The organism is Streptomyces sp. NPDC059010 (assembly GCF_042740355.1).
Lineage (GTDB): Bacteria > Actinomycetota > Actinomycetes > Streptomycetales > Streptomycetaceae > Streptomyces.
On the sequence record NZ_JBHYJA010000085.1, the window covers coordinates 1 to 12514 of the forward strand.

The 12514-nt window shown below is 71.5% G+C and carries 11 protein-coding genes; 6 read left to right on the forward strand and 5 right to left on the reverse strand.

The annotated features are described in order from the left end of the window. Positions 1 to 13: 13 nt before the first annotated feature. A complete protein-coding gene (locus ACFWYS_RS45520; protein WP_384782741.1) occupies positions 14 to 808 on the reverse strand; it encodes a FadR/GntR family transcriptional regulator in 795 nt (264 codons plus the stop codon). Positions 809 to 1075: 267 nt separating this feature from the next. Here ACFWYS_RS45520 and ACFWYS_RS45525 point away from each other — a divergent pair, with 267 nt between their 5' ends. From ACFWYS_RS45525 to ACFWYS_RS45545, 5 genes are read left to right on the forward strand one after another with little or no spacing between them, the layout of a single operon-like run. Continuing rightward, the gene (locus ACFWYS_RS45525) at positions 1076 to 2704 is read left to right on the forward strand and encodes an ABC transporter substrate-binding protein (RefSeq protein ID WP_384782743.1); all 1629 of its coding nucleotides are present in this window, start codon (positions 1076 to 1078) and stop codon (positions 2702 to 2704) included. Positions 2705 to 2723: 19 nt separating this feature from the next. After that, entirely contained in the window at positions 2724 to 3683 is a 960-nt protein-coding gene (locus ACFWYS_RS45530) for an ABC transporter permease (RefSeq protein ID WP_384782745.1), read from the forward strand. Then, positions 3680 to 5668 (forward strand): dipeptide/oligopeptide/nickel ABC transporter permease/ATP-binding protein, encoded by a 1989-nt coding sequence (locus ACFWYS_RS45535; RefSeq protein WP_384782747.1) that lies wholly within the window; start codon positions 3680 to 3682, stop codon positions 5666 to 5668. The genes ACFWYS_RS45530 and ACFWYS_RS45535 overlap by 4 nt, the downstream gene beginning before the upstream one ends. Then, positions 5665 to 6684 (forward strand): oligopeptide/dipeptide ABC transporter ATP-binding protein, encoded by a 1020-nt coding sequence (locus ACFWYS_RS45540; RefSeq protein WP_384782749.1) that lies wholly within the window; start codon positions 5665 to 5667, stop codon positions 6682 to 6684. The genes ACFWYS_RS45535 and ACFWYS_RS45540 overlap by 4 nt, the downstream gene beginning before the upstream one ends. Next, positions 6684 to 7619, forward strand: coding sequence for a dihydrodipicolinate synthase family protein (locus ACFWYS_RS45545; protein ID WP_384782768.1), 936 nt, complete (start codon positions 6684 to 6686; stop codon positions 7617 to 7619). The genes ACFWYS_RS45540 and ACFWYS_RS45545 overlap by 1 nt, the downstream gene beginning before the upstream one ends. A 59-nt stretch (positions 7620 to 7678) precedes the next feature. On the opposite strand, the gene ACFWYS_RS45550 is transcribed toward ACFWYS_RS45545, so the two are convergent. Beyond that, positions 7679 to 8074, reverse strand: a complete 396-nt coding sequence (locus tag ACFWYS_RS45550; RefSeq protein ID WP_384782751.1) for a hypothetical protein — start codon at positions 8072 to 8074, stop codon at positions 7679 to 7681. A 224-nt stretch (positions 8075 to 8298) separates the two neighbouring features. Between ACFWYS_RS45550 and ACFWYS_RS45555 the strand changes: the two genes are divergently transcribed. Beyond that, a complete protein-coding gene (locus ACFWYS_RS45555; RefSeq protein WP_384782753.1) occupies positions 8299 to 9255 on the forward strand; it encodes a helix-turn-helix domain-containing protein in 957 nt (318 codons plus the stop codon). Here ACFWYS_RS45555 and ACFWYS_RS45560 read toward each other — a convergent pair. From ACFWYS_RS45560 to ACFWYS_RS45570, 3 genes are read right to left on the reverse strand one after another with little or no spacing between them, the layout of a single operon-like run. Next, positions 9236 to 10471, reverse strand: coding sequence for an exo-alpha-sialidase (locus ACFWYS_RS45560; protein WP_384782755.1), 1236 nt, complete (start codon positions 10469 to 10471; stop codon positions 9236 to 9238). The two genes, ACFWYS_RS45555 and ACFWYS_RS45560, sit on opposite strands and share 20 nt — an antisense overlap. A 39-nt stretch (positions 10472 to 10510) precedes the next feature. Then, entirely contained in the window at positions 10511 to 11170 is a 660-nt protein-coding gene (locus tag ACFWYS_RS45565) for a response regulator (RefSeq protein ID WP_384782757.1), read from the reverse strand. Further along, the gene (locus ACFWYS_RS45570; protein ID WP_384782759.1) at positions 11167 to 12408 is read right to left on the reverse strand and encodes a sensor histidine kinase; all 1242 of its coding nucleotides are present in this window, start codon (positions 12406 to 12408) and stop codon (positions 11167 to 11169) included. Before ACFWYS_RS45570 ends, ACFWYS_RS45565 begins: the two co-directional genes overlap by 4 nt. Between the last annotated feature and the right edge of the window lie 106 nt (positions 12409 to 12514).

Genomic DNA, 12514 nt, shown 5'->3' on the forward strand with positions numbered 1-12514 from the left:
GGACGAGGCCCCTTCAGGGCCGAAGCGGGGGTCTGGGGGCGGCAGCCCCCAGGGACGGGAAGGGTAGGGGCGGCGGGGGCGAGGAACGATCGGGCTCCCCCGCTCGCGCGGCGATCCCCCGGAAATGCACCGCCATCGCCCGCTGCGCCCCCTCCACGTCCCCCGCACGCAGCGCGGTCACGATGTCGCGATGGCGGCGGGCGGTCAGGTCGGGGGACGGGTCGGCGGGGCGGCCGCGGGCGCCGGAGACGCGGCGGAAGACCGTCCAGAAGGCGCTGAGCAGCTGAGGGACGAGGTCGTTGCCGAGGGAGGCGTACAGCAACTCGTGGAATTCACGGTCCAGTTCGGGGAAGGAGCGGCCCGCCCTCCCCTCCGTCTCCATCCGCGCCACCACCCCCTCCAGCCGATCCAGCTCCGCCTCGGTCACCGCCGCGGCCACCCGCCGGATCAGCCCCTCCTCCAGCACCTCCCGCACCTGAAGGATCTCCGCCAGCGCCCCCGAGTCGTCGTGATCGTGCCGGGCGAGCGTGCGGAAGGTCAGCCCGTCGATCAGCGGGGTGAGCGACGCCTGGCCGACATACGTGCCGTAGCCGTGTCTGATCTCCACGATGTCCAGGGCCTGCAGCGCCTTGAGCGCCTCGCGCACGGAGTTGCGGCTGACCCCGAGGTCCCCCATCAGCTCCGCCTCGGTGGGCAGCAGCGCGCCGGCCTGCAGCCTGCGGTCGATGATCAGCTGCATGACCTGGCGCTGGATCCGGCTGTTCCTGGACTCCTCGGACGTACGGCTGTTCCTGGGCTGCCCGGGCATGCGGCGCATCGTACGCGCACCCGGACGTCCCACGTCCCATGTCCGCCGGATACGCACCTGACGAGGGATCAACTCTCGCCATTTCACAGCGCCATTGGTCCGACCTGTGGCAGATGCGCCATTCGTGTGAGATCCCTTGACCGCCCCCATTGCCCCACCTATGGTCGCGCTGACCGTCAGGACGTAGGACGTCGTATCTCCTCGCACCACCTTCGCCTCTCCTCACACCCTCATCGCCGGAGCACACCACCCACGCCTGGAGGAACCGTGCGCGACGTGACCCACGACGTGCCGGCGCTGCACCGCCGGTCGTTCCTGAAGTACACCGGCGCGCTGGGCGCGGCCGCCGCCGTCTCCGCGTCGCTGTCGGCCTGTTCGTCGGGGCCGGAGTCCACGAACGAGACCGGCGGGGGCGGTGGCCAGAACAGGACACTGACCGCCGTCATCGGTTACGGCAACGACGGCAGCTGGGATCCCACCCAGACCGCGTCCGCCTTCTGCATGGCCGCCAACAACCACATCTACGAGGGGCTCCTCGACACCGACCCGATCTCCCGCGAGCCGTACGCGGCGCTCGCCACCCAGGTGCCGGCCGACCCGAACGCCACGACGTGGAAGTTCACCCTGCGCGCGGGGGCGAAGTTCCACGACGGGAAGCCGGTCACCGCCGACGACGTCGTCTTCGTCTTCGACCGGATCCTGGACCCCAAGACGCAGACCCTCGCCAAGGGCTTCTTCGCGAGCTGGCTCAAGGAAGTGCGGAAGGTCGACGCGCAGAACGTCGAGCTGGTGCTGAAGTTCCCCTTCCCGGACGGGCTTTCACGGCTCACCCTCGCCAAGATCATGCCGAAGCACGTGTACTCCCAGCCGGGTGCCTGGGAGGACGCCGTCGCGGGCAAGGCGATCGGTTCGGGGCCGTACCGGCAGACCGCGCACCACCCGAAGTCCAACACCACCTTCGAGGCGTTCGCCGACTACAACGGCCCGCGCAGGCCCGCCTTCAAGAAGATGAACTGGCTGACGATCGTGGAGGCGGCACCGCGCGTGGCCCGGATCTCGGGGGCCAGCGCGGGTGCGCAGATCTCCGACAACATCCCGTACGCCAATATCCAGCAGCTGGAGAGCGGCGGGCTGACGGTCGCGGGCGGCGCCGGGATGAACAACCTCTTCCTGATGTTCAACACCAAGCACAAGCCCTTCGACGACGTCCGGGTCCGCCAGGCCCTGCACTACGCCATCGACAGGGAGAAGATGATCGAGGTGGCGCTGAAGGGGCACGGGAAGCCGTCGTCGTCCTTCCTCAACGAGTCCAACCCCAGCTACCGGCGTGCCAAGAGCGTCTACGACCACGACCCCGACAAGGCGAAGGCGCTGCTGAAGGCGGCCGGGGTCAGCGGGCTGGAGATCGAGATCCTGGCCGTCAACGTGAGCTGGATCGTGGACTGTCTGCCGACCATCAAGTCCTCCTGGGACGCGATCGGCGTCAAGACGACCCTCTCCCCGCAGGAGACGACGGCCGTCTTCACCAAGATGGACCAGAAGCAGGACTACCAGGTGGTCGCCGCCGCCTCGAACCCCAACCAGTTCGGTCTCGACGCGGACCTGATCATGCATTACAACTACGGCCCCGAGAACCTGTGGATGCAGTACACCCGGTGGGCCGACAACTCCGTCGCCAAGGCGCTCTTCAAGGACATGGACCGGGCGACCCAGGAGCCGGACGCCGAGAAGAAGAAGGCGATGATCCAGGACTACATCGATGTCGTCGCCGAGCAGGCCGTGCTCTACCCGGTCGTCCACAACGAGCTGATGACGGCCTGGAACTCCGACCAGCTCACCGGGATAAGGGCACAGCCGTACCCCGGCATCAACCTCCTCCAGGCCAAGTGGGCCTAGGGGCCCTGGGAGTCCCTCTGTGGTCACCGTCGTAAGGATCCTGGCCCGTCGCATTCTGCTGCTTGTGCCGCTGATGCTCGGCATCGTGCTGTTCGTGTTCCTGGTCATGCGGTTCTCGGACGTCGACCCGGCGTCCGCGTTCTTCCAGGGCGCCAACCCGACGCCCCAGCAGCTGCACGACTTCCGTGAGGAGAACGGCCTGCTGGATCCGCTCCCCGTCCGCTACGTCGGCTTCATCGGCGACCTGATCAACGGCGACATGGGCACCAGCGCCCTGACCCGGGCGCCGGTCGTCGACCAGGTGATGACCGCGCTGCCGCTGACCATCCAGCTCACCTTCCTGGGTCTCGGCATCGCGGTCGTCCTGTCGCTGCTCGGCGGCGTGACGGCGGCCATCTACCGGGACCGGCTGCCCGACCAGATCATCCGCGTCGTCTCCCTCACCGGGGTCGCCGCGCCCGCCTTCTGGCTGGCGCTGCTGATGATCCAGTACCTCGCCGTCGACCTCGGCTGGTTCCCGACCGGCGGCTACATCAACCCGGCCGACTCCTTCACCGGCTGGCTGAAGACGATGACCCTGCCCGCCCTCGCGCTGTCGCTGCCGGTGGCGGCGCAGCTGACGCGGATCGTGCGGACGTCGGTGGTGGAGGAGCTGGACAAGGACTACGTCCGTACGGCGATCGGCAGCGGGCTGCCGCCGCGGGTCGTCGTCGGGCGGAACGTGCTGCGCAACGCCCTCATCAACCCGCTGACCGTCCTCGGACTGCGGGTCGGCTACCTCCTCGGCGGCGCCGTCGTCATCGAGACGATCTTCTCCCTGCCCGGCATGGGGAAGCTGATGATCGACGCGGTGAAGAACGGTGACCCGGCGGTCGTCCAGGGCGTCGTCATCACCACGGCGATCGGCTTCGTCGTCGTCAATCTCGTCATCGACATCCTGTATCTGCTGGTCAACCCGCGCCTGCGGGAGGCGACGTGACGTTCAACCGCAAGCGCCTGGCCGAGGCGCTGTCCCGGCCCGGCATCCGTCTGCGCGGCTGGCACAAGCTGCCGCTGCTGTCGAAGATCGCCGTCGGCTTCCTTGCCCTGGTGGTCCTGACGGCGGTGCTCGCGCCCGTCCTCGCCCCGCACGACCCGCTCGACCAGCAGCCGCCCGTCGACGGCACCGGACATCCGTCCGCCGAGCACTGGATGGGCCAGGACAGCCTCGGCCGGGACATCCTCAGCCGGCTGATGTACGGCGCCCGCTGGTCGCTGGCGATCGGGCTCGGCGCGACCTGCCTCGCGCTGGTGGTCGGCGCGCTGATCGGCGCCGTCGCGGCGACCTCGCGCAAGGCGGTCGACGAGACGCTGATGCGCTGCCTGGACGTGGTGATGGCGTTCCCGGGCATCGCGCTGGCCGCCGTGCTCGTCGCCGTCTTCGGCGGTGGCATCACGGTCCTGATCTGCGCGATCGCGTTCCTGTTCACTCCGCCGGTGGCGAGGGTCGTACGGGCGAACGTCCTCGATCAGTACGGCGAGGACTATGTGACCGCCGAACGGGTCATCGGCGCCCGTACGCCGCACATCGTCATCAGGCATGTGGCGATCAACTGCGCCGCCCCGGTGCTGGTGTTCTGCACCGTGCAGGTGGCGGAGGCGATCGTCTTCGAGGCGTCGCTGTCCTTCATCGGCGCGGGTGTGCGACCGCCCGACCCGTCCTGGGGCAGCGTCATCGCGGACGGCAAGAACATGGTGCTGACCGGCGGCTGGTGGGCGACGGTCTTCCCGGGCCTGCTGATGCTGGTCACCGTCCTCTCGCTGAACATCCTCTCCGAGGGCGTCTCGGACGCGTGGGCGGCACCGTCGGCGCGCGAGGTCGACGTGAAGGACCAGCGCGACCGGCTGGAGGCACCGGAACCGGGCAGCGGCGAGGTGCTCCGGCTGCCGGGTCTGACGGAGGCGGCGGCCCGGCTGCGGTCGAGGGCCCGGCCCCTGCCCCAGGGGCGGCAGCCGGTGCTGGCGGTGGAGAACCTGGCGATCGGGTTCGAGGGCCGGCATTCCGGTGTGGACATCGTCGACGGCATCAGCTTCGAGGTGCAGCCCGGTGAGGTGCTGGGGCTGGTCGGGGAGTCGGGCTGCGGGAAGTCGCTGACCGCGCTCGCGGTGATGGGGCTGGAGCCGAAGGGCGCCCGGGTGCGCGGCCATGTCCGGTTCAACCAGCGGCAGTTGGTGGGCGAGCCGATGCGGGTCCGCCGCAAGCTGCTGGGCCATGAGATGGCGATGGTCTACCAGGACGCCCTGTCGTCCCTGAACCCGGCGATGACGATCCGCGCCCAGCTCAGGCAGGTCGTACGCCGCGGCGGCCGGCACAGCCCCCAGGAGCTGCTCACCCTGGTCGGCCTGGACCCGGAACGCACCCTGCGCAGCTACCCGCACGAACTCTCCGGCGGTCAGCGCCAGCGCGTCCTGATCGCCATGGCCCTGTCCCGCGACCCGAAGCTGATCGTCGCCGACGAGCCGACGACCGCGCTGGACGTCACCGTGCAGGCGCAGATCATAGAGCTGCTGCTGAGGCTGCGGGAGGAGCTGGGCTTCGCCCTGGTCCTGGTCTCGCACGACCTCGCGCTGGTCGCGGACATCACCGACCGGGTGGTCGTGATGTACGGCGGACAGATCGTGGAGACGGGCGTGACCGCCGACCTGGTGGAGGCGCCGGCGCATCACTACACGCGCGGGCTGCTGGGCAGCGTGCTCTCGTTGGAGTCGGCGCAGGACCGGATGACGCAGATCAAGGGCGTGGTCCCGTCCCCCGCGGACTTCCCGGCGGGCTGCCGCTTCGCGGACCGGTGCCCGCTGGCGAGCGAGGTGTGCCGGACGACGGCCCCCGTCCTGACCGGCACGGCGACCCATACGGCGGCCTGCCATCACCCGGCGATCGTGCTGGCGCCGACGGATCGTTCGGAAAGCGGGGTAGTGCAGTGAACGCGCTCGTGGAGCTGTCCGACGCGCACGTCGTGCACAAGGCCCGCAGCGGCGGGCTGTTCACCCGGGACAAGGTGTACGCCCTCACCGGCGCCGATCTCACCATCGCGCCCGGCGAGACGGTGGGCGTGGTCGGCGAGTCGGGGTGCGGCAAGTCGACGCTGGCGAAGGTGCTGGTCGGGGTGCAGCGGCCGACCTCCGGGACGGTCGCCCTGCGGGGCCGGGACCTGTGGACCATGAGCCCGGCCGAGCGCAGGACGGCGGTGGGCGCCGGAACCGGGATGATCTTCCAGGACCCGTCGACGGCTCTGAACCGCCGCCTGCCGGTCCGGCAGGTGCTGCGGGACCCGCTGGACGTGCACGAGCGCGGCACCCGGCGTGAACGCGAGGACCGTGTACGGGAGTTGATGTCCCTGGTCGGACTGCCCAGGGTCCTGGCCGACGCCCTGCCCGGCCAGCTGTCGGGCGGTCAGCGCCAGCGCGTCGCCATCGCCCGCGCGCTGGCCCTGGACCCCGACCTGGTGGTGGCCGACGAGCCGACGAGCGCTCTGGACGTGTCGGTCCGCGCACAGATCCTGAACCTCCTCCTGGACCTGAAGGAGCGGCTGGGCCTGGCCCTGGTGTTCGTCTCGCACGACATCCAGACGGTACGGCGGATGAGCGACCGGGTGATCACGATGTACCTGGGCCGGATCGTCGAGGAGGCCCCGGCGGCCGATGTCACCGACGCCTCCCGGCACCCGTACACCCGCGCCCTGTTCTCCGCGACCCCCGGCCTGCTGGACCCCATCGACCCGATCCCGCTGGCCGGCCCGGTCCCGTCGGCGACGCGACCGCCGAGCGGGTGCCCCTTCCGGACGCGGTGCTGGAAGGCGGACGGGGTATGCGCGGAGACGATGCCGGACTTCTCGGCCACGTCGAGCCCCGAGCACCGTTACAGGTGTCACCATCCAGTGGAGGAGGGCGAGGCCACGCGCGACCTCGTACGGCAGAGTCACAGTTCCAGGGAGCCCTGATCATGATCCCCACCCCGCTCACCGGTGTCGTCCCGCCCGTCTGCACGCCCCTGACACCGGACCGCGAGGTGGACGTCCCCTCCCTGCTCAGGCTGGTCGACCACCTGGTGGCGGGCGGGGTGCACGGGCTGTTCGTGCTGGGTTCCACGTCGGAGGCGGCGTATCTGACGGACCGGCAGCGCAGGATCGTGGTGGAGGCGGTGACCGGGCATGTGGGGGGCCGGCTGCCGGTGCTGGCCGGGGTGATCGACATGACGACGCCCAGGGTGCTGGACCACGTACGCGAGGTCACCGCCGCCGGTGCGGACGCGGTCGTGGCGACGGCCCCCTTCTACGCCCGGACCCATCCCGCCGAGATCGCCCGCCACTACCGTCTGATCGCGGCGGCGTGCCCGGTTCCGGTGGTGGCGTACGACCTCCCGGCCTCCGTCCACACCAAGCTCCCCGCCGAGGTGATCCTCGACCTGGCCGCCGAGGGTGTGCTGGCGGGTCTGAAGGACTCCAGCGGCGATCTGGCCGGTTTCCGTACGGTCGTGGTCGGCGCCCGCAACCGGCCCGACATCAAGGACTTCAGTGTGCTGACCGGCTCGGAGCTCATCGTCGACGCGGCGCTCGCCGTCGGGGCCGACGGGGCGGTGCCCGGACTCGCCAACGTCGACCCGGCGGGGTACGTCCGCCTCGACCGCCTGTGCCGGGCCGGCGACTGGGAGTCCGCGCGGGCCGAGCAGGAACGCCTGTGCGCGCTGTTCGGCCTGGTGGGGGTCGGGGACCCCGGGCGGATGGGGGGCGGCTCGTCGGCGCTGGGTGCCTTCAAGGCGGCGCTGCAGCTGCGGGGCGTCATCGACTGCGCGGCGACGGCGGAGCCCCAGGTGCCACTGTCGCCGGAAGAGGTGGAGCGGGTGGGCAAGTTCCTCGCGGGGGCCGGGCTGCTCTAGCCGCCCGGCCCCCGTCCCCCCGGTTTCCCCCCGTTCCCCCGTTGGTCTTCTGCCGCGGGTCAGGCGGCCCAGCTGCCGGTGGACTTCGCGTCCGAGCGGAACTCGAAGGCGAACAGGGCGCCGTCCCGGACGCTGGTCGCGATCGCGGTCCACTGCCCGGCGCGGGCGAGGGTGTAATTGGCCTGGCACTCCAGGCGGCCGTTGGTCTCGAAGCAGACCTTCACGTACCGGTTCGTGTTGGGCTTGATGTTGATGTCGGCGCAGGCGCTTGAGGTGCTGAACACATCGCCCGCCGGGAGCCAGTACGTGCCGGCCGGCTTGAGATAGCTGTGCGCGCTGCCGTAGCAGGAGGCCGGCGCGACGTCGTGTGCCTGGGCCGCCGGAGCGAGGCCGATGGCGCCGCCCGCGAGCAGGGCCGAGATCGCGGTCGCGGCGATGCGCTGACGTATGTGCATGACATATCCCCCTGGGATCGACGAATCGGGTGGTGGGTGCTCCGGCCGGGGCAGCACCGAGCCTGCTGGGGCGGGCCGGACGGGGACAAGAGCCGTCGCCGTCCCGGACAGTCCACTGGCTGTCCGGCCTGGTCAGCGCCTTGTCCGGGTCTTGTCCGGATCATGGGGACGGTGGCGGGAAACGGGATTGTGCGCCCGTTCGGGCAGGGCCGACGATGTGCGACATGGAGATCAGGGGGGACACGGGCCCTCAACAGGCGCGTGACACCGCCGAGTTCGTCGCCGCCATGCGGGAGCTCAAGGACCGGGCGGGGCTGACGTACCGCCAGTTGGAGGAGCGGGCCGCCGAGCACGGCGAGGTGGTGCCGCGCAGCACCCTGGCCGATGTGCTGCGCGGCCGGACCCTGCCGCGTCCTGAACTGCTGGCCGCCTTCGTCCGGGCCTGCGGGGACGGCGAGCGGGCGGCGCAGTGGCTGGCGGCCCGGGACGCGCTCGCCCGCGGGGAGGTCGCCGAGGACGTCGCCGAGGAGGTCGCCGAGGAGAGCGGCGCGGGTCCGGGGCGGGTCGTCCGGCTCGGTCCGCGGGTGCGCGGGGTGCCCGTCCTGCCGACCGCGGCGGTCCTGGTGGCGCTGCTGGCCGCCGCCGTCTGGGCTCTGATTCCCTCCGGGGACGACAGCGGCACGAAGGGCGACGGGGACGGGGGCGGGGGCGTCGCCGCGGCCGGGGCCCGGTCCCAGTTGCCCACGGGCCGAGCGCAGATCCGTCCGGCCCTGGCGAACGGCCTTTGTCTGACGGACGGTTACAGCAGCCGGTACGAGTCACTGGTCGCCGTGCAGCGGCCGTGCGACGAGGTCGCGCCCCAGGAGACGACGCTGGTGCCGCTCGGCGGGAACACCTTCCGGATCCGCTGGTACCACCCCGACCACGGCCCCGGCTGCCTGAAGGCCCTGGCCGGGGGGCCGGGTTCCGGGCTGCTGGAGCCGTGGGACGACTGCGGGAAGACGACCCCGTTCCGTATCGAGCCGGCCGGGCCGGACGGCAGCCGACGCTACTCGCTGCGTGTCGACGGCCGGGGCTGCGTGGCCATCAGGGACGCGGAGACCTCGGAGGGAGCCGAGGCCGAGCTGGAGCCGTGCCGGCCGAAGGACAGCCAGGTCTTCGTCATCCGGTCGGCGCCGTGACCGCACCCCGGAGCACGTCGGCCGACAGCCTGCGGAACTCGATCGACTCGTAGGGACCCGCCACCCCCGTCTCGTACAGGATCCCGAACGTGCTCCGGCCGAGTGGCACCAGGTCGGAGTACGCCGCCCGCTGCTGAGACAGCGTCAGCGCCTTCGCGAAGGTCGCCCCGCCGTCCGTGCTGCGCCATACCGCCATCGACTGGCGGGCGGTGGGGACGGACGGGCCGGAGAACAGCAACGGGGCGTCGGAACCGGGGAGTTGGAGGACGCTTCCCTCCACCACCGGGACGTCGTTCAGGGTGGGCTGGACGGTGTAGGGGCGGTCCAGGGTCGCGGCACCGTCACTGGAGTGGGCGTCCAGCCGGTTGCCCGCGCTCGTGCCGAGCTGGTCGCGGGAGTTGAAGTACACCCTGCCGTCGGGGAGTTCGGCGGCCGTGGACTCGTTGGCGTTGTCGCGGCCGTCGTAGACGTCGTCCACGAAGCCCACCCGCCAGGTCAGGCCCCCGTTGTCGCTGTAGATGGCGTGGGCGCCGTAATACCTCGGCTCCTGCCCGGTGTCCGGGGAACCCGGCGCCGGTGCCGCCGAGTGGTTCGACGGGATCACCAGCCGGCCCGCGTGCGGGCCCCGGCTCAGCGCCACCGCATGGCCCGGCCCCGTCGCGTACCAGCGCCAGCCGGCCGGCTTCACCTGCCGCGTGATGTCCCGCGGACGCGTGAAGTACCGGCCGTCGTCCAGGCTCCGCTGCACGAACACCCGCCGGCTCTCCTCAGCCGTCACCTCCCCCCGCATGATCTCCCCCTCCGTCACAGCACCGCTGTTGTAGGAGGTGACCAGCACGACCGCACCCGTGCGCGGATCCACCACCGGCGCCGGATTGCCCCGGGTGTCCCCGTCCCCGGCGGCTACCACGGACATCGGACCCCAGGTGCAGCCGCCGTCGGTGGAGCGTCTGAGGACGACATCGATGTCGCCGGTGTCCCCGGCACCGTCGTGCCGCCCCTCGGCGAAGGCCAGGACCGTGCCGCGCGTGGTCGTGATCGTCGCCGGGATGCGGTAGGTGTCGAAGCCGCCCTGTCCCGAGACATAGGGGACGGAGGACGTGCAGCCGGTGTCCGCTTCGCCCGCCGACGCGTTGCCGGCCGTGGCGAGGGGCGTGGTCAGGAGTACTGCGGTGACTAGGAACGTACGACTGAGTGTGCGGCTCAGGATGGTCATCGGTCTCCTTTGACGGAGGGTCAGAATTTGACCGGTCCGTCACAGGCTCCCCGGTGTCACCATTCCTGACTCATACGCCACGATGACCAACTGCGCCCGGTCCCGCGCCCCCAGCTTGCCCATGATGCGGCTGACATGGGTCTTGGCCGTGAGCGGACTGAGTCCCAACGCTTCGGCGATCTCCGTGTTGTTGAGGCCGCGCGCGACCAGCGTCAGCACTTCGCGTTCACGTTCGGACAGACATTCGGGTCCGCCGGCGGTGGGAGCGGAGGGGCTGCGCAGGAACCGCTCGATCAGCCGTGCCGTCGGGCCGGGCGACAACAACGACTCCCCCGCCGCCACCGTGCGGATCGCGTCGAGGAGTTCTGCCGGGCGGGTGTCCTTCACCAGGAACCCGGAGGCGCCGGCCCGCAGCGCGTCCACGATGTTCTCGTCGGTGTCGTAGGTGGTGAGGACCAGGACCCGCACTCCGGCCAGGTCCTCCTCCGCCGCGATCAGCCGGGTGGCCTCGATGCCGTCCAGGTCGGGCATGCGGATGTCCATCACGACCAGGTCGGCACGGGCGCTGCGGGCCAGGTCCGCGGCCTCCCGGCCGGTGCCCGCCTGGCCGACGACCTCCATGTCCGGGGCCGACTCGACCAGCATCGCGAACGCCTCCCGCACGAGCGTCTGATCGTCCGCGAGCAGCACACGGATCATCGCTCGGCTCCCCGGTCCGTCCCGGTGGGCAGTACGGCCCTCACCTCGAAACCCCCCTCACCTCGTGGTCCGGCGTCGAGTGTGCCACCCACACTGCGGGCCCGTTCCGTCATACCGACCAGGCCGTAGCCGGCGGTCTGCGGGTCGGCGGCGGCGCAGCGTCCGTCGTCCGCGACCCACAACCGCAGCGCCCCCTGCTCCTCGTACAGCTCGACCCGCACCGCCGGTTCCGGCCCCGCGTGCCGTACGACGTTCGTCAGCGCCTCCTGCACGATCCGGTACGCGGCCGCGCCCACGGCGGGCGGTGCCTCCCGCACCCGTATCGCCGACTCCACCCGCGCTCCGGCCAGCCGTGCCGTCTCCACCAGGTCGGGTACTCCGTCGAGCCCGGGCAGCGGGCCGCGGGCCTGGCCCGCCGGGCCCTGTTCGCGCAGTACGTCCAGCGTCGTACGCAGCTCGCCGCGGGCCGTGCGGCAGGTCTCGGCGATGTCGTCGAGCGACTTCGCGACGGTCTCGCGGTCCAGCCGCTCCGGGTCGGCCGCCAGCACATGCGCGGCCACCGACGTCTGCACGCCGATGAGGGTGATGCTGTGGGCGAGCAGGTCGTGCAGGTCGCGGGCGATGCGCAGGCGTTCCTCGGCGACCCGGCGGCGGGCCTCCTCCTCGCGGGTCCGTTCGGCGCGTTCGGCACGTTCGACTATGGCGGCGACGAACTGGCGGTAGTAGCGGACGTCGATGCCGCAGAAGAGGAACGCGAAGACCCAGCCGGAGATCCGCAGCAGCTCCGCCGTCCCGTCGGGGTTGGTGAGGGCGTTGAGGGCCAGTGTCGCGCCGAGGACGGCGGTGCCGGTGAGCAGGGTGCGGCGCACCGTGCCGGTCGCCGCGACCGTGTACAGCACCACCATGGTGGCGAAGATGGGCGCGGCGTGGTTGTTCTCCAGGGCGTGGTACGGGGCGATGCAGACCATCACCGCGAGCAGCACCGGCACGGGGCTGCGGCGCCGCCACACCAGGGGGACGTGGGCGGCGAACAGCAGGGTCCAGCCGAGCGCGTCGGGCCGCAGCTCCTGGTCGCCGAGCAGGGCCGTGACCGTGGCGAGGGCCGCCCATGCCACGGCCAGCAGTGCGTCGTTGCGGGTGCGGTGCGGGGCGGTCAGGGGGTCGCGGTTGATCGCGGCCATGACCCGCTCGCCGATGCGGGACCGCTGCGCTGTCGTCGTTGCCTGCACGGGGTTCATCTTCCGGGACGGCGGGGGCCCCCCCGGGGGGGGGGGGGGCGGCGGGGGGGGGGGGGGTGTGGGGCCCCGGGTGCCGGGGCCGCGGCGGGGCGGGTGGCCCGGGGGC

Bases quoted from the DNA above. Each gene is read 5' to 3' on its own strand.
- ACFWYS_RS45565 (WP_384782757.1), bottom strand. From the start codon at position 11,170: ATGATCCGTGTGCTGCTCGCGGACGATCAGACGCTCGTGCGGGAGGCG.
- ACFWYS_RS45560 (WP_384782755.1), bottom strand. From the start codon at position 10,471: ATGACCATCCTGAGCCGCACACTCAGTCGTACGTTCCTAGTCACCGCA.
- ACFWYS_RS45550 (WP_384782751.1), bottom strand. From the start codon at position 8,074: ATGCACATACGTCAGCGCATCGCCGCGACCGCGATCTCGGCCCTGCTC.
- ACFWYS_RS45555 (WP_384782753.1), top strand. From the start codon at position 8,299: ATGGAGATCAGGGGGGACACGGGCCCTCAACAGGCGCGTGACACCGCC.
- ACFWYS_RS45520 (WP_384782741.1), bottom strand. From the start codon at position 808: ATGCCCGGGCAGCCCAGGAACAGCCGTACGTCCGAGGAGTCCAGGAAC.
- ACFWYS_RS45570 (WP_384782759.1), bottom strand. From the start codon at position 12,408: ATGAACCCCGTGCAGGCAACGACGACAGCGCAGCGGTCCCGCATCGGC.